This is a genomic window from Microbacterium sp. NPDC058389 (assembly GCF_042722305.1).
GTDB lineage: Bacteria > Actinomycetota > Actinomycetes > Actinomycetales > Microbacteriaceae > Microbacterium.
Genome location: NZ_JBHXJQ010000022.1, coordinates 35,199 through 53,004, shown reverse-complemented (window position 1 = coordinate 53,004; position 17,806 = coordinate 35,199). Strand labels below are relative to the sequence as shown.

The 17,806-nt window shown below is 70.0% G+C and carries 12 protein-coding genes and 1 pseudogene; 5 read left to right on the top strand and 8 right to left on the bottom strand.

What is annotated here, in order from left to right:
• From ACFWJ8_RS19885 to ACFWJ8_RS19865, 5 genes and pseudogenes are all read right to left on the bottom strand, one after another.
• Window positions 1-131, bottom strand: a pseudogene (locus ACFWJ8_RS19885) (2-oxo-hepta-3-ene-1,7-dioate hydratase); the annotation flags it as partial.
• Window positions 132-213: 82 nt separating this feature from the next.
• On the bottom strand, window positions 214-1,380 hold the full coding sequence (gene hpaD, locus ACFWJ8_RS19880; protein ID WP_378814810.1) for a 3,4-dihydroxyphenylacetate 2,3-dioxygenase: 1,167 nt from the start codon (window positions 1,378-1,380) through the stop codon (window positions 214-216).
• A 110-nt stretch (window positions 1,381-1,490) separates the two neighbouring features.
• Window positions 1,491-3,020 (bottom strand): 5-carboxymethyl-2-hydroxymuconate semialdehyde dehydrogenase, encoded by a 1,530-nt coding sequence (hpaE, locus tag ACFWJ8_RS19875; RefSeq protein WP_378814808.1) that lies wholly within the window; start codon window positions 3,018-3,020, stop codon window positions 1,491-1,493.
• 73 nt (window positions 3,021-3,093) lie between these two features.
• Complete coding sequence (locus tag ACFWJ8_RS19870) at window positions 3,094-3,789, bottom strand: GntR family transcriptional regulator (RefSeq protein WP_378814807.1); 696 nt, start codon at window positions 3,787-3,789, stop codon at window positions 3,094-3,096.
• Window positions 3,786-5,291: a fumarylacetoacetate hydrolase family protein gene (locus tag ACFWJ8_RS19865; RefSeq protein WP_378814805.1), complete on the bottom strand. Its 1,506-nt coding sequence runs from the start codon at window positions 5,289-5,291 to the stop codon at window positions 3,786-3,788. Before ACFWJ8_RS19865 ends, ACFWJ8_RS19870 begins: the two co-directional genes overlap by 4 nt.
• A 120-nt stretch (window positions 5,292-5,411) precedes the next feature.
• On the opposite strand from ACFWJ8_RS19865, the gene ACFWJ8_RS19860 reads away from it, so the two are divergent.
• Window positions 5,412-6,794, top strand: a complete 1,383-nt coding sequence (locus ACFWJ8_RS19860; RefSeq protein WP_378814803.1) for an MFS transporter — start codon at window positions 5,412-5,414, stop codon at window positions 6,792-6,794.
• Between the two features lie 69 nt (window positions 6,795-6,863).
• Here the strand turns inward: ACFWJ8_RS19860 and ACFWJ8_RS19855 are convergent, their stop codons facing one another.
• Window positions 6,864-7,472: a TetR/AcrR family transcriptional regulator gene (locus ACFWJ8_RS19855; RefSeq protein WP_378814801.1), complete on the bottom strand. Its 609-nt coding sequence runs from the start codon at window positions 7,470-7,472 to the stop codon at window positions 6,864-6,866.
• 352 nt (window positions 7,473-7,824) lie between these two features.
• Here ACFWJ8_RS19855 and ACFWJ8_RS19850 point away from each other — a divergent pair, with 352 nt between their 5' ends.
• Entirely contained in the window at window positions 7,825-9,144 is a 1,320-nt protein-coding gene (locus ACFWJ8_RS19850) for an enolase C-terminal domain-like protein (RefSeq protein WP_378814799.1), read from the top strand.
• A 6-nt stretch (window positions 9,145-9,150) separates the two neighbouring features.
• Here the strand turns inward: ACFWJ8_RS19850 and ACFWJ8_RS19845 are convergent, their stop codons facing one another.
• On the bottom strand, window positions 9,151-9,393 hold the full coding sequence (locus ACFWJ8_RS19845; RefSeq protein ID WP_378814797.1) for a hypothetical protein: 243 nt from the start codon (window positions 9,391-9,393) through the stop codon (window positions 9,151-9,153).
• A complete protein-coding gene (locus ACFWJ8_RS19840; protein ID WP_378814795.1) occupies window positions 9,390-10,502 on the bottom strand; it encodes a hypothetical protein in 1,113 nt (370 codons plus the stop codon). Before ACFWJ8_RS19840 ends, ACFWJ8_RS19845 begins: the two co-directional genes overlap by 4 nt.
• Before the next feature lie 231 nt (window positions 10,503-10,733).
• Here ACFWJ8_RS19840 and ACFWJ8_RS19835 point away from each other — a divergent pair, with 231 nt between their 5' ends.
• The 3 genes from ACFWJ8_RS19835 to ACFWJ8_RS19825 all read left to right on the top strand — a co-directional run bounded on the left by ACFWJ8_RS19835 (window position 10,734) and on the right by ACFWJ8_RS19825 (window position 17,728).
• Window positions 10,734-16,298 carry a ThuA domain-containing protein gene (locus ACFWJ8_RS19835; RefSeq protein ID WP_378814793.1) on the top strand — a complete coding sequence of 1,855 codons (5,565 nt, stop codon included), beginning with the start codon at window positions 10,734-10,736 and terminating at the stop codon, window positions 16,296-16,298.
• Window positions 16,299-16,435: 137 nt separating this feature from the next.
• A complete protein-coding gene (locus ACFWJ8_RS19830) occupies window positions 16,436-17,023 on the top strand; it encodes a hypothetical protein (RefSeq protein ID WP_378814791.1) in 588 nt (195 codons plus the stop codon).
• A gap of 108 nt (window positions 17,024-17,131) precedes the next feature.
• Entirely contained in the window at window positions 17,132-17,728 is a 597-nt protein-coding gene (locus ACFWJ8_RS19825; protein WP_378814789.1) for a hypothetical protein, read from the top strand.
• Window positions 17,729-17,806 lie beyond the last annotated feature (78 nt).

Below are 17,806 nucleotides of genomic sequence, written 5' to 3'. Positions count from 1 at the left end.
CCCTGGATCGCGTACGAGTCCTCGACGGTCGCGTCGGGGTAGCGGGCGGTGATCCGCGGGATCACGCCGTGCGTGCGGTCGGCCTCGGCCAGCTCCGCCGCGATCGTCGCGATGTCTTCGGGGGACAGCATCCACTCATCTCCTCGGTGAGCCCGGTTCCTGAGCCTGTCGAAGGACGCTTCGACAGGCTCAGCGACCGGGGCGGTGTGACAATTACAGCTGGTGGCCGAGCTTGTACTCGCCCTGCTTCCAGCTGGGGAGCTCGTCTGCCTTGTCCTCGGGACGGGTGTACGAGAAGCCGTCGGCGCCGATGGTGACCGCCATCTCGGACGAGTCTGTCCGCGCGACGACGTGCTGCGGGTTGCCGTCGAGGTCGAGGACCAGGGATGCCTCGGTGTACCAGGACGGGACCACGGGGTTGCCCCACCAATCGCGGCGCTGGTTGTCGTGCACGTCCCACGTGACGACAGGGTTGTCGGGGTCGCCGGTGTAGTAGTCCTGCGTGTAGATCTCGACGCGGTGGCCGTCGGGGTCGCGCAGATACAGGTAGAAGGCGTTCGAGACGCCGTGGCGGCCAGGGCCGCGCTCGATCGCGTCGGAGCGGCGGAGCGCCCCGAGCTTGTCGCAGATCGCGAGGATGTTGTGCTTCTCGTGGGTGGCGAACGCGACGTGGTGCATGCGGGGGCCGTCGCCGCCGGTCATCGCGGTGTCGTGCACCGTGGGCTTGCGGCGCATCCACGCGGCGTAGACGGTGCCTTCCTCGTCCTGGATGTCCTCCGTGACGCGGAAGCCGAGCGACTGCATGAAGTTCACCGCGCGGGGGACGTCGGGGGTGACCTGGTTGAAGTGGTCCAGGCGCACCAGCTCACCCGGGGTGTGCAGGTCGTAGCGCCACGACAGCCGCTCGACGTGCTCGGTGGCGTAGAAGAACTCGTAGGGGAAGCCGAGCGGGTCGGTCACGCGCACCGAGTCGCCGATGCCCTTCGTGAACCCGTCCGGGCGGCGCTCGATGCGGCAGCCGAGCTCCTCATAGAAGGCGACCGCCTTGTCGAGGTCTTCGGGGGTGCGCACGCGGTACGAGAACGCGGCGACCGCGGCCACCGGCCCCTGGCGCAGCACGAGGTTGTGGTGGATGAACTCCTCCGTCGAGCGGAGGTAGATCGCCTGATCGTCCTCCTCGGTGACGTACAGGCCGAGCACGTCGACGTAGAAAACGCGGGATGCCGCCAGGTCGGTGACGACGAGCTCCATGTACGCGCAGCGCAGGATGTCGGGGGCCGGCGCGGTGGGCGTCGGGATCGGGTTGTCGGAGAGGATGGGCGCCTCCTGGCTCACGTAGAAGCCCGAGGAGGTGAGGGTCATGTCGTCACGGCTGGTCATGTCGCGTCCTTGCGTGTGTTGCGGTCCCCGGGCCCCTCCCGGTCCGTGAGCCTGTCGAAGGGTGCTTCGACGGGCTCAGAGACCGGTGCGGGCTCAGCGACCGATGCGGGTCAGTGGGATGCCGGGGCTCCGGCTTTGCCGAAGGTCGGGTTGTGCGCGGGGCCGAGCGTGATGTGCACGGCCTGCTGGTCGGTGTAGAAGTCGATCGACCGGTAGCCGCCCTCGTGGCCGAGGCCGGAGGCCTTGACGCCGCCGAACGGCGTGCGCAGGTCGCGCACGTTGTTCGAGTTGAGCCACACCATGCCGGCCTCGATGGCCTGCGAGAAGTTGTGGGCGCGCTTGAGGTCGTTGGTCCACACGTAGGCGGCGAGGCCGTACTTCACCCCGTTGGCGAGCTCGAGGGCCTCTTCGTCGGTGTCGAACGGCGTGATCGCCACGACCGGCCCGAAGATCTCCTCCTGGAAGATGCGGGCGTCGGGTGCGACGTCGGCGAACACCGTGGGGCGCACGAAGTTGCCGGTCTCGAAGCCGTCGGGCCGGCCGCCGCCCGCGACCAGGCGCGCCTCGGTCTTGCCGAGCTCGACGTAGCTCATGACCTTGTCGTAGTGCTCGGGGTGCACGAGGGCCCCGACCTCGGTCGCGGGGTCGTGCGGGTAGCCGACGACGACGCGATCGGCCTGTGCCGCATAGCGGGCGACGAACTCGTCGTAGATCGGGCGTTCGACGAGGATGCGCGAGCCGGCGGTGCAGCGCTCGCCGTTGAGCGAGAAGACGCCGAAGATGGTCGCGTCGATCGCGGCCTCCAGGTCGGCGTCGGCGAACACCACGGCGGGGCTCTTGCCGCCGAGCTCCATCGACAGGCCCTTCAGGAAGGGCGCGGCGTTGCCGAAGATGAGCTGGCCGGTGCGGCTCTCGCCGGTGAACGAGATGAGCGGCACGTCGGGGTGCTTGACCAGCGCGTCGCCGGCATCCTCGCCCAGTCCGTTGACGAGGTTGAAGACGCCCTTCGGCAGCCCCGCCTCTTCGAAGATGCCGGCCCACAGCGACGCCGAGAGCGGCGTGAATTCGGCAGGCTTCAGCACGACGGTGTTGCCCGTCGCGAGCGCGGGGCCGAGCTTCCACGACTCGAGCATGAAGGGCGTGTTCCACGGCGTGATGAGACCGGCGACGCCGATCGGCTTGCGGTTGACGTAGTTCATCTGGCGGCCCGGCACCTTGTAGGCATCGTCGGCCTGGGCGACGATCAGGTCGGCGAAGAACCGGAAGTTCTCGGCCGCACGGCGCGCCTGGCCGAGTGCCTGGGTGATCGGCAGGCCCGAGTCGAACGACTCGAGTTCGGCGAGGCGCGCGTCGCGGGATTCGACGATGTCGGCGATGCGGTGCAGCACGCGCGAGCGCTCACGGGGCAGCATGCGCGGCCACGGGCCGTCGGCGAAGGCGCGGCGCGCGGCGGCGACGGCACGGTCGATGTCGGCCTTCTTTCCGGCCGCGGCCTGCACGTACGTCTCGTTCGTCACCGGGTCGAGCACGTCGAACGTGTCGCCGTCCAGCGAGTCCACGAACTCGCCGTCGATGTAGTGGCGGATGCGCTCGGGCAGCCCCTCCGGCACATGCCGGGTCTCAAGAGCGGTGTCTGTCATGGGTGTCTCCTTCGTCGGAGGTGCGGATATGAGGAAAGCTCGGGGGAGGGATGCCGGCGGCCCGGCATCCCGTTCAGAACGCCGGCAGGCCGAGGGCCTCGTCGGGATGCTCGTGGATCATGTACGCGTCGAGCGTGGCGGCGCGGTGGCGACGGGCGACCTTCTCGATCTCACCGAGCGGTGCGCCGACCTCGATGAGCTGCACGATGTTCTCGTGCTCGCGCACGGATTCCTGGGCGCGGCCGGGGACGAAGCTGAACGTCGAGTCGCGCAGGTGGCCGAGACGGCCCCACTCGGCGTTGACGAGCTCGAGCATGCGGGGGTTGGCGCACTTGGCGTACAGCGTGGAGTGGAACTCCTGGTTGAGCGCGGTGAACGCGCGCGGATCGAAGTGCTCGAGCGTCTCGATCATGAGCGCGTTGATGCGACGCGCATCCCGCAGGTCGTCGGCGTTCAGCCGGCGGGCCGACAGCGCGGTCGCCGTGCCTTCGAGGACCGACAGCGCCTGCATGCTGTAGCGGTAGGCCGAGTCGTCGACCATCGACACGCGCGCGCCGACATTGCGCTCGAACGTCACGAGACCCTCGGCCTCGAGCTGGCGGATCGCCTCGCGCACCGGCACGACGCTCATGTCGAGGTCGGTGGCGATGGTGCCGAGCACGAGCCGGTAGCCCGGGGTGAACTCCTGGTGCGCGATGCGCTCCTTGATCCACTGGTACGCGCGCTGCGACTTGCTGAGCGCGTTCTGCGCGGTCGTCTCGGGGGTCATCGTCCGCTCGCTTCCTGAGCCTGTCGGAGGGTGGTGTCGTAGCGCGCGCGCCACTCGGCGTTCATCGGGAAGAGCCCGTCGACGGGATGCCCCTCCGCGACCCGCTCGGCGATCCACGCGTCCTCGGCCTCCTGCGCGAGGGCGGCGTCCGCGACCTCCTCGGCGATCGCGGGCGGGATGACGATGACGCCGTCGGCGTCGCCGACGACGACGTCGCCCGGCTCGACCGTCGTTCCGCCGCAGGCGACGGCGACGTCGCCCTCCCACGGCACGTGCTTGCGGCCGAGGACCGCGGGGTGCGCGCCGGAGGTGTAGACCGGGATGCCGACCGCGGCGACGGCCGCGGCATCCCTCACTCCGCCGTCGGTGACGATGCCTGCCGCACCGCGCGCGTGGGCGCGGATCGCGAGGATGTCGCCGAGCGTGCCCGAGCCGGTCTCGCCGCGGGCCTCGATGACGATGACCTCACCGTCGCCGACGGCGTCGAACACCCGCTTCTGCGCGTTGAAGCCGCCGCCGTGGCTCGCGAACAGGTCTTCGCGGTTCGGGACGAAGCGCAGCGTGCGCGCGGTGCCGACGAGCTTGGCGTCGGGATGCAGCGGCCGCACGCCGTCGACGTGCACGTTGTTCAGTCCGCGCTTGCGCAGCTGCGCCGACAGCCCGGCGACGGGCACGGCCTCCAGCTTCGCGCGCAGCTCGGCGCTCAGAACAGGCGACTCGGCGGGCAGCCCCGCCGCCTCGCGCGAGCCCCACGCCTCGGTGCGCTGCAGGTCGTCGACGGCGGGCAGCGAGCCGAGCGCGCCGTCGAAAGCGGCGTCGCCCTGCACGACCGTCGTGACGAGGCGCCCCGACGACGGGCCGTTGTCGACGGACACCTCGACCTCGATGACGTCTCCGGGAACCGCGACCGACGAGCCCGCGGGCGTGCCGGTGAGGATGACGTCGCCGGTCTCGAGCGTGAAGTGCTGCGACAGGTCGGCGACGAGCTGGGCCAGCGGGAAGATCATGCCGCCGGCGGTGTCGTCCTGCACCAGGGTGCCGTTGCGCCACGTGCGCACACGCAGGTGGCCGGGGTCGACCGTGCGGGCGTCGATGAGCGCCGGGCCGATGGGCGTGTAGCCGTCGCCGCCCTTGGAGCGCACGTTCGAGCCCTTGTCGTTCGCGCGCAGGTCGTACAGTCCGAAGTCGTTCGCGGCGGTGACCGCGGCGACGTGCGACCACGCGTCGGCGAGGGCGACGCGGCGGGCGGGTACGCCGATCACGAGCGCGATCTCGCCCTCGAAGGCGAGCAGCTCGGTGCCGGCGGGTCGCTCGATGGTGCTCCCGGATGCCGCGACCGAGCTCGACGGCTTGAAGAAGTACGAGGGGTCGGCGGGGCGGCGGCCGCGCTGATCGGCGCGGGAGGCGTAGCTGAGGTGGATCGCGATGATCTTGCCCGGACGCCCGGGCAGCGCGGCGAAGCGCGGATCCGCGGCATCGGTCGATGCGGTGTCTACCGTCATGAGCTCCCTCACTCTTGCGTCGTATCCGAAATCGTATATGATCGGTCCCACATCCGGCAACACTCTCCCCGAAACGAGTGTGCCGGTGACGACGACGTCAGCCCCGACACAGGAGTCACAATGAGCACATCGCAGTCCCCAGCAGGGTTCACCCCCACCGGCACCATCGCCTCGACCACCGATCGCCGCCGCGTCGTGTTCGCGACCGTGGTCGGAACCACCGTCGAGTGGTACGACTTCTTCATCTACGCGACCGCGGTCGGCCTGGTCTTCGGCCAGCTGTTCTTCGCGCCGCTCGGAGCCAACAGCGCCATCGTCGCCTTCGCGACGGTCGGCGTGAGCTTCCTCTTCCGCCCCCTCGGCGCGTTCCTGGCCGGTCACTTCGGCGACAAGTACGGCCGCAAGGTCGTCCTGATGTGGACGCTCATCCTGATGGGCGCGGCCACCGCCCTCATCGGCGTGCTGCCCACGTACGAGGCGATCGGCGTCGCGGCGCCCATCCTCCTGGTGCTGCTGCGCATCATCCAGGGCATCTCGGCCGGCGGCGAGTGGGGCGGCGCGGTGCTGATGGCCGTCGAGCACGCGCCCCGCACGCGCCGCGGCGCGTTCGGCGCCTCGCCGCAGATCGGGGTGCCGCTCGGCCTGCTGCTCGCCTCGGGTGTCATGGCGCTCATGGCGATGATCGCGCCCGGTGACGCGTTCCTCGTGTGGGGCTGGCGTGTGCCGTTCCTGCTCAGCGTCGTGCTGATCCTCGTGGGCTACTACGTCCGCCGCCGCGTCGAGGAGAGCCCGGTGTTCGCCGAGCTCGCCGAGCGCAAGGAGAAGGCGAAGATGCCGATCATCACGCTGTTCCGCAAGCACCTGCTGCTCGTGATCATCGCCGCGCTCGTGTTCGCCGGCAACAACGCCGTCGGCTACATGACCACCGGCGGCTACATCCAGGGCTACGCGACCAACCCTGAGGGCCCGCTGGGTCTCGATCGCACACCGGTGCTGTGGGCCGTCGCCGGCTCCGCCATCACGTGGCTGCTGTCGACGCTCGCCGCCGGCTTCATCTCCGACCGCATCGGCCGTCGCACGACCTACATCATCGGCTGGATCCTGCAGCTCGCGGGCGTGTTCCTGCTGTTCCCGCTCGTGAACACCGGCAACATCTGGCTGCTCTTCCTGGGGCTTGCGATCCTCACGATCGGTCTCGGCTTCACCTACGGCCCGCAGGCCGCGCTGTACTCCGAGCTGTTCCCGGCCTCGATCCGGTTCTCGGGGGTCTCGATCTCGTATGCCATCGGCGCGATCCTCGGCGGCGCGTTCGCTCCCACCATCGCGACGGCGCTGGTGCAGGCCACCGGAACGACCATGTCGGTCACGTGGTACCTGGCAGGCATGACGATCGTCGGCCTCCTCGCGACGCTGCTCCTGCGCGACCGCTCCGGCATCCCGCTCGGCCCCGAGCATGAGGCCGAGCAGGAGGTCAGCCCGATCTACGGCCTCGCCAAGGCCTGACCTCTCGGGAGTGGATGCCGTCGCCCCGGGCTCACGCTGAGCCCCGGGCGGCGGCATCCGTCGTTCGGATCAGCGGGTGCGCATGCCGTCCAGGGCGACCGTGACGACGTCGTGCGCGAGGCGGTCGCGGTCGATCGCGCCGCCCGGGCGGTACCACTCGACGAGCGAGTTGACCATGCCGAACACGAGGCGCGTGACGACGGCGCCGTCGACGTCGGACCGCACGCTGCCGGCCGCCTGCGCCTCGGCGACGAGCAGCGTCACGCGGTGGTCGAAGGTGCGTCGACGCTCCAGCGCGGCGCGCTCGACGTCGCTGTTGCCGCGCACGCGGAGGAGGAGCGTCACGTACGGGAGCCGGTCGACCAGCACGAGCACCGCGCCGCGCAGGACGGCGGCGAGACGCTCGGCGGGGTCGGGATCGGCGATCGCCGGGGCGTCGAGCACCCCTTCGAGTCCGCCCAGGGCCTCGTCGAGCGCGAGCGCGAGCAGCTCCTCCTTGGAGTCGAAGTGGTGGTACAGCGCCGACTTCGTGAGGCCGAGGCGCTGGGCCAGGTCGGCGACCGACGTCGCGTCGTACCCCTGCTCGTTGAACAGCCCGACGGCGACGGCGAGGACCTGCTCGCGGTCGTAGCCGGGGCGGCCTCGCCGCGCGGGGGCGGACTCGGCGCTCGCGGACATGCGCCCAGTCTCGCACCGGCCGGCGCCGCACGCCGTCGGCCGTCCGCACGTGTCGGCGTGTGCACGGCACCCAGCGATCAAAGATCGGATCTTTGTCATGGTCATCGCGAGTGGCAACCCTCATCTTCACCCGAAGTCGTCGACGGCAACATATACGTGAACGCCATGGTCCGATGTTTGAAGCGCTTCGACATTCCCGTGTGTTTTCGCCGCTCCATACCCGGTGTGGGTCCGATTCTTTCGCGCGAAACCTCGGAACTCTCGACCTGGTGCAACCCGATGAAAGTCGGCATAGCCAAAGCATTGACGACTCAAAAGATCGGATGTTCTACTGGTGCGAAGAAGGGCGGCAATGACCATCGCTACCTCGTATCGAACAACGGATGTCCGATTCGTCACCTCTTCGCGGCACGATGGCGCGCCGCAGCCTCCGCTCGACCCCGCAGGGCGCAGCACGGCGGCGTCGGCCGCATACCTGGCGATCGAGCCCGAGTCCGCGGATGGGCTCGAAGGGCACGGCTTCGTGTACTCGACCGGGACCGGCAACCACTTCCAGCTGGCGGCCATCGATGCGGTCATGGCGCTCATCGCGCACCGGGACGTCGAAGCGCTGCTCGCCGACATGGGCGGCACCTGGCGCATGCTGATGCACGACACGCGACTGCGCTGGCTGGCGCCCGACACCGGGGTGGTGCAGACGGCGATCGGCGCCGTCGTGAACGCGCTCTGGGACCTCAAGGCCAAACGCGCGGGCATGCCGCTGTGGCGGCTGCTGTCGCGGCTGAGTCCCGACGAGATCGTGGACCTCGTCGACTTCCGCTACCTCACCGACGCCCTCACGCCGATGGAGGCGCTCGACATCCTCGACGACGCCGTGCCCGGCCGTGCCGAGCGCGAGGCGTTCCTGCTCGCGAACGGCTATCCCGCCTACACGAGCACGCCCGGGTGGCTGGGCTACACCGACGACGAGCTCGAGCGCCTGTGCCGGCAGGCACTCGACGACGGGTTCACGCAGATCAAGATCGAGGTCGGGGTCGACCTCGAGCACGACATCCGCCGCCTCGCGATCGCACGAGACGTGTGCGGCCCGGACTTCCCCATCGCGATCGACGCGGGCCGGCGCTGGGACGTCGACGACGCGGTGCGGTGGGTCGGCGCCCTCGAGCGCTTCGACCTCCACTGGGTGTCCGAGCCCACGAGTCCCGTCGACGTGCTGGCGCACGCGGCGATCGCGAACGCGATCACGCCGATCCCGATCGCGACGGGGGAGCGCGCACACAGCCGTGTCGTAGTGAAGCAGCTGCTCCAGTCGAACGCGATCGGCTATCTGCAGATCGACGCCACGCGCGTCGCCGGCATCAACGAGAACATCGCGAACCTGCTGCTGGCCGCGCGCAGCGGCGTCCCGGTGTGCCCGCACGCCTGCGGCGCCGGGCTGTGCGAAGCCGTGCAGCACCTCGCGATGTTCGACTACGTCGCCGTCTCCGGCTCGATGGAGGATCGCGCGATCGAGTACACCGATCACTTCCACGAGCACTTCGTGACGCCCGCCGTCGTCGAGGGCGGACGCTATCGTGCGCCGTCCGCGCCGGGAGCGGGCACCGAGATGCTGGCCGAGAGCGTCGACGCCTACTCCTGGTTGTCGCTCGTGGCGCTCGACGGGGTCGCGTAGAGCCGATCAGGCCGTGCGGCCCAGCCGCAGGCGTGCGCGCCACACGGCGGTGCCCGCGATCATGAGCGCGACGGCGAGGGCGACCGGCAGCGCGGCGGCATCGAGTCCGGTCGGCGGCAGCTCGACGGGCGCGCACGAGGTCGTGGCATCCCCGCAGCCGAGCTCGGGGATCGTGACGGTGATGACGATGTCGCCCAGCTCATGTCCGGGGGCGTCCACGGTGGCCTCGCCGGGGGTGGCGGCGCTCACGGGCGGGACCGCACGGCGCCGTCGGTGCGCTGCTCGGCGAGCGCTTCGGCGCGCGCCCGCTCGGCGGCGGCCGCGACCAGGCCGTCCACGCGGGTGCGCTCGCGCCGGCGGGCTCCGAAGATCGAGAACACGATGAGCGCCACGGCACCCACGACGGCCAGCTGGGGCCACGGGATCGTCCACGCGAAGTACTCGACCCGCACCGGACGGGCGGCCTCGAGCGGGGCGTCGTCGCGTTCGGCGACCTCGGGCGTGAGCACGACGGCCCCGCGCGTGAACAGCAGCGGCCAGACGTCGTCGACCTCGACGGTCACGGTGCGGGCGTCGCCCGGCAGCATGTCGAGCGCCTCGGCGTCCGCCGGAACGACGCGGCCGGCAGCGTCTGCCTCGTGCGAGAGACGGAAGCCGACGTTGCCGGCGTTGACGGCGGCCACGTCGACCGTGAGGTTTCCGGGCTCGAAGGGGTTCCAGCTGGTGCGGTACCGCGCCTCGATCCCGGTCGCCGTCACCTCGGGGCGCAGCGTTCCGGTGACACGGGTCATCACACGGAATCCCACGCGGCTCTCGACCGAGACCGCGCTGCCGTCGCCCGTCGATCCGGCCGACAGCACCGAGGCCGCGACCCCTGCCGCGTGGTCGCCGGGCGTCGCGTCGGCGGGGACGGTGACCGTGAAGGCCACGATGGCGGTCTCGCCGGGGGCGACGGTCACGGTCTCGGGCAGTGCGATCCACGTTCCGGCGGCCACGGAGGGCGACGACGCAGGCAGCATGTTGAAGCGACCCTTGTCGGTGAAGTAGCCGTCGGCGGCGCTCAGCGCGAACATCGCCGGCGCGCTGCCGAGGTTGCGCACGGCCATGTGCTCCTCGACGGTCGTCCCGGGGTCGACGGTGAGCTCGACCCAGGACCTGCCGTCGGCGCCGGTCGAGTCGGCGGGGCGCACCGACCACGTCACCGTCTGGTCCGCCGTCGTCGCGACCGGGGGAGCCTCCGACGCGGATGCCGCCCACGCGGGCGCTCCGGCGGCGAGGGCGATCGCCGCGACCGCCGCCGCGATCGGCCGAAGCAGGCGGGCAGGCGCCAGGGTGCGCGAAAGCAGCGGATGAGCCAACGGTCTTCACATCCTCGGGTGGACGGCTTCAAATGTTGATGCTCACGACGATCTCACGCGTTGCCCTGTCGGTCAATCGTTCGAGTGTGAATCTGACGCAGAAACCTGCGGTTCACGAATTTGGCTTGACAGACAACAAACCCGGTCAGTACGGTCAGCGACAACGCTGTCAGTGTCGACCCGGCCCGGTCGGCACCGTGGCGCCAAGTGACCGACGAGATACAGGAGCACATGGTGCACAGAGCAGTCCACCCACCCCACACCAGACGTCGCGCGACAGCGCTCGCGACGACGTTCGCGGTCGTCGCAGGCCTCGCGCTGCCGACGATCTGGAGCCCCCCGGCTCCTGCCCAGGCTGCGGCCGAACCTGTCGTGGCCGCTACGGACTTCCGCGTCCTGGTGTTCTCCGAGACGGCCGGATTCCGCCACGGCTCCATCACCCCGGCGAACAACCTGATCGCCGACCTGGCAGAGGAGAACGGCTTCGAGGCCGTCTTCACCGAGGACTCGAGCGTGTTCGCGCCCGACAACGCCGACGAGCTCGCGCTCTTCGACGCGGTCGTGTTCAACTCGACCACCGGCGACGTGCTGACGGCCGACGAGCAGACGACGTTCGAGGAGTACATCCGGGGCGGCGGCGGCTACGCCGGCATCCACTCCGCCAGCGACACCGAGTACGACTGGCCCTTCTACGGCGGGCTCGTCGGCGGCTACTTCAACGGCCACCCGGCCCCGCAGCAGGCGACCATCAAGATCGAGGACAAGGCCAACCCGTCCACCGCGCACCTCACCGGCGACACCTGGACGCTCGAGGACGAGTGGTACAACTTCCGCGCCTTCACGCGTGACAACGTCCACGTCCTGCTGTCGCTCGACGAGAAGACGTACACCGGCGGCACCCAGGGCTTCGACCACCCGATCTCATGGTGCCAGGCCGACTACGAGGGCGGTCGTTCGTGGTACACCGGCCTCGGCCACATCGAGAGCAACTACACGCTGCCCGCGTTCCGCCAGCACATCCTCGGCGGCATCGAGATCGCCGCCGGCGTCGTGCCGTCGGGCTGTGCGGCCACGCAGAGCAAGAACTACGAGAAGGTCACGCTCGACGACAACACGCAGAACCCGATGGCGATGGACGTCGCACCGGATTCGACGGTGTTCTACGCCGAGCGCAACGGACGCCTGCAGCAGATCGACCCCGTGACCCGGTCCACGTCGACCGCGCTCACGCTCCCGGTCACGCAGGCGAACGAGGACGGCCTGCTCGGCGTCGTGCTCGACCCGGACTTCGCCGACAACGGCTGGGTGTACCTGTACTATGCGCCCAACACCGTCGGCGCGGACGGTCCGCACAACCGGCTGTCGCGGTTCACCTACGACTTCGGCACGAAGACGGCCTCCACGGCGTCCGAGAAGGTCCTGCTGAAGATCACGACGCAGCGGAACACGTGCTGTCACGCGGGTGGCGACATGCTGTTCGACAACGACGGCAACCTCGTGCTGGCGACGGGCGACAACACCAACCCGTTCGAGTCGGACGGCTATGCGCCGATCGACGAGCGTGCGGGCCGCTCGGACTTCGACGCGCAGAAGTCGTCGGCCAACACCAACGACCTGCGCGGCAAGGTCCTGCGCATCACCCCGCAGGCCGACGGCACCTACACGGTGCCTGACGGCAACCTGTTCCCCGAGGCGGACGACGCCCAGAGCAAGACGCGGCCCGAGATCTACGCCATGGGCTTCCGCAACCCGTTCCGCATCGGCCTGGACCCGCAGACGAACAAGCTGTTCGTCGCCGACTACGGCCCTGACGCCGGATCGGCCAACGCGAACCGCGGCCCCGGCGGCACCGTCGAGTGGAACATCGTCGATCAGCCGGGCAACTACGGCTGGCCGCTCTGCGTCGGCATCAAGTGCTACCGCGACTACAACTTCGCGACCGGTGTGTCGGGCGCGGCGTTCGACCCGGCGGCTCCGGTCAACAACAGCCCCAACAACACGGGCCTGACGACGCTGCCTCCGGTCATCCAGCCGGAGTGGTGGACCGAGAACGGCCTCACGGCGCTGTACCCGGAGATCGGCAACAGCGGGGCGCCCATGGGCGGGCCCGTGTACCGCTTCGACCCCGACCTCGACTCCGACACCAAGTGGCCCGCGTACTGGGACGGCAAGGCGATCTTCGGCGAGTGGAACCAGGGCAAGCAGTACTCGATCCAGCTCGACGAAGCGACCGGTTCACAGATCGTCGACATCAACCGGATCCTGCCCGGCATCTTCGACGGCGGCGGCGACTGGCACCGTTCGATGGACTTCGAGTTCGGCCCCGACGGCGCACTCTACGTCATCGACTGGGGCTCTGACTTCGGCGGGTCGACGGCCGACTCGGGCGTCTACCGCATCGACTACGTGCAGGGCAGCCCCTCGCCGATCGCCCGTGCGTCCGCGGACGTCACGAACGGCCCGGACGAGACGCTGACGGTCAACTTCAGCTCGGCCGGGACGCGGCATCCGCTCGCCCTCGACTACACGCTGGAGTGGAACTTCGGCGACGGCAGCCCGACCTCGACGTCGGCGAACCCGACCCACACCTACGAGGGCGCCGGCGCCTACACCGCGCAGCTGACCGTGACCGACGAGCTGGGACACTCGGCCGTCGCGAACGTGCAGATCGTGGTCGGCAACGCCGTCCCGACGGTGGAGATCACCTTCCCCGAGCAGGGCGGGTTCTTCGAGTGGGGCGACCAGGTCCGCTACGAGGTGACGGTGAACGACCCGGATGCCTCGGGTCCGATCGACTGCTCGAAGGTCACGGTCGTCGCGGCCCTGGGTCACGACTCGCACAACCACGACTTCGGTGAGCAGCACGGCTGCGAAGGCAGCATCCAGACGATCCGCGACGCGGGCCACGGCCTCGAGGCGAACCTCTTCTGGGTGATCAACGTGAACTACGCCGACGACGGCGGCGCCGCGGGCGTTCCCCTCACCGGGTTCGGCACGAACATCCTCAACCCGAAGTTCTTCCAGGCGGAGTACTTCGACGAGACGGGTCGTGTCGGCGGAACCGGCGGCGAGAGCGACGGCGTGCGCACCGAGACCACGGGCGACTCGGCGGGCGGCGGACGCAACGTCAGCCACATCGAGACGAACGACTGGTGGTCGTACGAGCCGATCAACCTCCGGGGGATCGACTCCGTGTCGATGCGCATCGCGAAGGGTTTCGCCGGCAACGGCACCTTCGAGGCGCGCTGGAACTCGCCCACCGGCCCCGTGCTCGGCTCGGTGACGTTCCAGCCGACCAACGGGTCGAACGGCCAGCCGGGTTGGCAGACGTACAGCGACTTCGACATGGCGCTGAACACGGCGCCCACCGGCGGCGAGACGGGGACGCTGTACTTCGTCCTCACCTCGGGCGGCGCGAACGTCAACTACCTGGTGTTCGAGGGCGACGGTGTCGAGACCAACGCCGCGCCCACGGGCGTGCTGACGGTCGACAACACGAGCGGGGAGGCGCCGGTCGCGGTGACCGCCTCGGTCGACGCCACCGATCCCGACGGCGACTCCAGCCTCCTCACCTACAAGTGGGATGCGGGAACCGGCGACGGCTTCGTGACCGGCACCTCGGAGTTCGAGCACACGTACACCGAGCCGGGCACGTACAGCCTGAAGGTCCGGGTCACCGACGCCGGCGGCGCCTACGCCGATCTGACCAAGACGGTCACCGTCAGCAGCCCGCCGCTCGGCGTGTGCTTCAACGGTCGGTCGGACGGGTTCGACGGCACCGCGCTGGACACCACGGCACGCTGGAACAAGTCGGTGCGCATCAACCAGTTCGCGCAGGTCGCGAACGGGGAGCTCACCATCCCGGCGTCGCTGACCGACATCCACGCGGCCGGCACGGGTTCGCCGAACATCGTCCTCCAGGACATCCCGCAGGGGGCGTTCTCGATGACGGCGAAGGTGAACTTCCCGGGTCGTGTGCAGTACCAGCAGGCCGGAATCACGATCTACGGTGACGACGACAACTATCTGAAGCTCGTGCAGATGTCACGGGGTCAGACGCCGGATCCCGCGAACCGTGTGTTCCAGTTCCTGAAGGAGGACAACGCCACAGCGGTCGAGCGCAACACCGCGGCCCTGGGCGCCGACTTCCCCGACACGTACTACGTGCGACTGACCAGCGACGGCACGACGATCAGCGCGTCGTACTCGGCGAACGGCACCGACTTCACGACGATGCCGGACACGTTCGATCTCACGGGCATCGACAACCCGAAGATCGGACTGCTCGCTCTCGGTACGAACAGCGCCGCATCGCAGGCCTACGGGGTCGTCAACGCGAAGTACGACTGGTTCCAGGTCACGCCCGACGACACGGCGGCGGCGGAGACGCCGGACGACGAGTTCGACGGCAGCTCGCTGGAGTCGTGCCGCTGGCAGGTGGTGAACGAGGACGCCGCGCGCTACCGCGTCGCGAACGGCCAGCTGCAGATCGACACGTCGCCGTTCGACATCTACAACGGCGACACGGGAGTCACGAACTTCGTGCTCCAGCCCCAGCCGGCGACGGACTGGGTCGTGGAGACGAAGGTCGACGCCTCGCGGTTCGACCGGCGCTACCAGCAGGCGGGCCTCATCCTGTTCGGGGACGAGCAGAACTACGTGAAGCTCGACATCCTCGCGACGAACGAGGCCGGGCAGACGATCGCCCGCAACCTCGAGATGCGCAGTGAGATCGCGAACTCGGTGCAGAACCCTCAGCCGAACGCCCCGGCGCCGGCCGACGGCATCGTGTGGCTGCGACTCCAGAAGGCCGGAACGACCTTCACGGGGTACTACAGCGCGGACGGCAGCACGTGGACGCAGATCGCCCAGACGGTCTCGAACACGGCGCTCGACTCCGCGAAGGTCGGCCTGTACGCCCTCGGCAACTCGGCTCAGGGGCAGGTGTCGAACACCGGCTACTTCGACTACTTCCACGTGGTCGAGGATGAGCTCCAGGCGTCGGCATCCGTCACTCCCGGCCAGCCGGACGGACAGGGCGGCTGGTACACGGGCGACGTCACCGTCGCGGTCGAGACGCAGGGTGGCGCGGGCACCGCGTACCGCGAGTACAACCTCGACGGCGCGGGCTGGGTCGAGTACACGGCGCCCGTCGTCGTGACCTCGGACGGCGAGCACGAACTGCAGTACCGTGCCTCGACGTCGGCGGGCGGCTCCGTGCCGGCCCAGTCGGTCGCGTTCAAGATCGATCGGACGGCGCCGGTCGCCACCGCATCGGTCGTCGTGGACGAGGCGGACCCGTCGCTGCGGTCCCTGGCCTTCGAGGCCACGGACGCCACCAGCGGCGTCGCGTCGATCGAGTATCGCGTCGACGAGGGCGAGTGGACGGCGTTCTCCGGCCTCGCGCCGGTGGACACCGGTGCCCACGTGGTCCAGTACCGCGCGACCGACGAGGCGGGCAACACGAGCGAGGTCGCGAGCATCGACGTCCCCGAGGGGGCGGCGCCGCTCGACGTCACGGTCGTGCCCGGCACGAAGTGCGTGGCAGGCAAGACGCTGCTCACCCTGCAGACGACGAACAACGAGGGGGTGCCCGTGACGGTCGCGTACACCACCACATACGGCACCAAGTCGTTCGCCGCCGTCGCGCCGGGCAAGAACGCGTTCCACACCTTCACGACGCGCCTCGCGACGATGCCCGCCGGCACCGCCACGGTCACCGTCACGGCGGTCGTCGGCGGCGAGACCGTCACGAGCACGCTCGAGGTCGGCTACGCCGCAGCCGCCTGCGGCTGATCCCACAGGTGGCCCGCCGTCCGGCGGCGGGCCACCTGTCCCCACACATCCGGCAGATACACACCACCCCGGTGCAGTGCACCGGACTACCCGAAGGAGAAGGAATGCGCAGGGGAGAGCTTTTCGCCAGATGCGCGATGGTCACTGCGGGAGCGATCGTGCTCGCCGGTGTCGCCGGCGCGGCCGCGGCCGCCGACGAGGGCGACCAGGACATCGACGTGACCGTCGAGATCGCCCAGATCGACGAGCCGGGAGTGCTGGCGATGTCGGTGGCGGCGGGCTCGGTGAACCTCGTCGAGGACGGGTCGACCGCCCTCGTGCGACAGTTCACGGGCACGCTGCCCCAGGTCACCGTCACCGACACCCGCACGCCCGACGAGATCCCCGCGGGGGTCTCGTGGACGGTCATGGGATCGGCGACGGCGTTCATCGGCGACGCCGGTCAGCCCGACATCGACGCCGGGCACCTCGGCTGGACGCCGCGGCTCGTCGACGGCGGCGATTCGGGCCTCGTGTCCGAGGGCGACCCGGTCGACACCGTGCTCGACGAGGGGGACGACGCCGTCGGCCTCGTCGACCAGGAGCTGCTCGCCATGGCGGCGGACTCCGGCGCCATCGCGGAGGAAGGGCAGTGGACAGCCACGGCCGACCTCGCCCTCCGCACCGCCGCGACCGTCGCGCCGGGCAGCTATCGCTCGGTGCTGACGCTGTCGCTGTTCGAGTAGAGCGCTGCGGGGCCGGGCGATGCGCGTCGCCCGGCCCCGCACGTCCTGCGGCCCTGCTCCGGCCGCAGCCCGTGCGCACACCCCGGAGCTCACGACCGACGGAGGATCATGACCCACTCAGCCCCCGCTTCCGCTTCGCGGTCGCACCTCGCCGCCACGGCGGCCGCGCTCGCCGCCTTGCTGCTGGCCGCCCTGCTCGTCCTCGTGGCCTCGCCCGCGCGGGCGCACGGCGGCGACATCGACGCTCAGCTCGGACAGGACGGCGAGGGCGGCGTCTACGTGTCGTTCGCGTACGTCGAGGACGGGCACCCGGTCGAGGCGCTCGTCGCCGCGACCGTCGAGGGTCGCTCGTCCACAGGGGAGACCGTCGGGCCGATCGCGCTGTCGTCCGCGAGCCAGGGGGTCGGCATCTGGCAGGCGGAGCCGGGCGCGTTCGGCGAGGGGCAGTGGGAGCTGATCGTCCGCGTCACCGATCCGGTCGTCTTCGAGAAGAGCTTCCCCACCGACGTCGTGCTCGCCGACGTCGTCGTGGACGAGCACGCCGACGAGGCGGCGGGGGATGCCGCACCTGTCGCCGCCGAGACCGCGTCGGGACCCGACGGGCTGCTGCTGGCCGGCGGCGTGGTCGTCGCGGTGGCGGTCGCCGCCGGTGTCGCCGCCGCGCTGCTGCGGGCGCGCCGGGTGCGTGCATCGACGCCGCGCTGACGGCATCCCCTCCCGCTTCGGCGGGATCGGGGCCCACACGGGCCGCGGGACTCCACGGAGTATTGTGTGAGTGCAGAT

Excerpts from the sequence above, each read along its gene's own strand:
- ACFWJ8_RS19860 (WP_378814803.1), top strand. The coding sequence starts at position 5,412 with ATGAGCACATCGCAGTCCCCAGCAGGGTTCACCCCCACCGGCACCATC.
- ACFWJ8_RS19825 (WP_378814789.1), top strand. The coding sequence starts at position 17,132 with ATGACCCACTCAGCCCCCGCTTCCGCTTCGCGGTCGCACCTCGCCGCC.
- hpaE (WP_378814808.1), bottom strand. The coding sequence starts at position 3,020 with ATGACAGACACCGCTCTTGAGACCCGGCATGTGCCGGAGGGGCTGCCC.
- ACFWJ8_RS19870 (WP_378814807.1), bottom strand. The coding sequence starts at position 3,789 with ATGACCCCCGAGACGACCGCGCAGAACGCGCTCAGCAAGTCGCAGCGC.
- ACFWJ8_RS19850 (WP_378814799.1), top strand. The coding sequence starts at position 7,825 with ATGACCATCGCTACCTCGTATCGAACAACGGATGTCCGATTCGTCACC.
- ACFWJ8_RS19835 (WP_378814793.1), top strand. The coding sequence starts at position 10,734 with ATGGTGCACAGAGCAGTCCACCCACCCCACACCAGACGTCGCGCGACA.
- ACFWJ8_RS19865 (WP_378814805.1), bottom strand. The coding sequence starts at position 5,291 with ATGACGGTAGACACCGCATCGACCGATGCCGCGGATCCGCGCTTCGCC.
- hpaD (WP_378814810.1), bottom strand. The coding sequence starts at position 1,380 with ATGACCAGCCGTGACGACATGACCCTCACCTCCTCGGGCTTCTACGTG.
- ACFWJ8_RS19855 (WP_378814801.1), bottom strand. The coding sequence starts at position 7,472 with ATGTCCGCGAGCGCCGAGTCCGCCCCCGCGCGGCGAGGCCGCCCCGGC.
- ACFWJ8_RS19830 (WP_378814791.1), top strand. The coding sequence starts at position 16,436 with ATGGTCACTGCGGGAGCGATCGTGCTCGCCGGTGTCGCCGGCGCGGCC.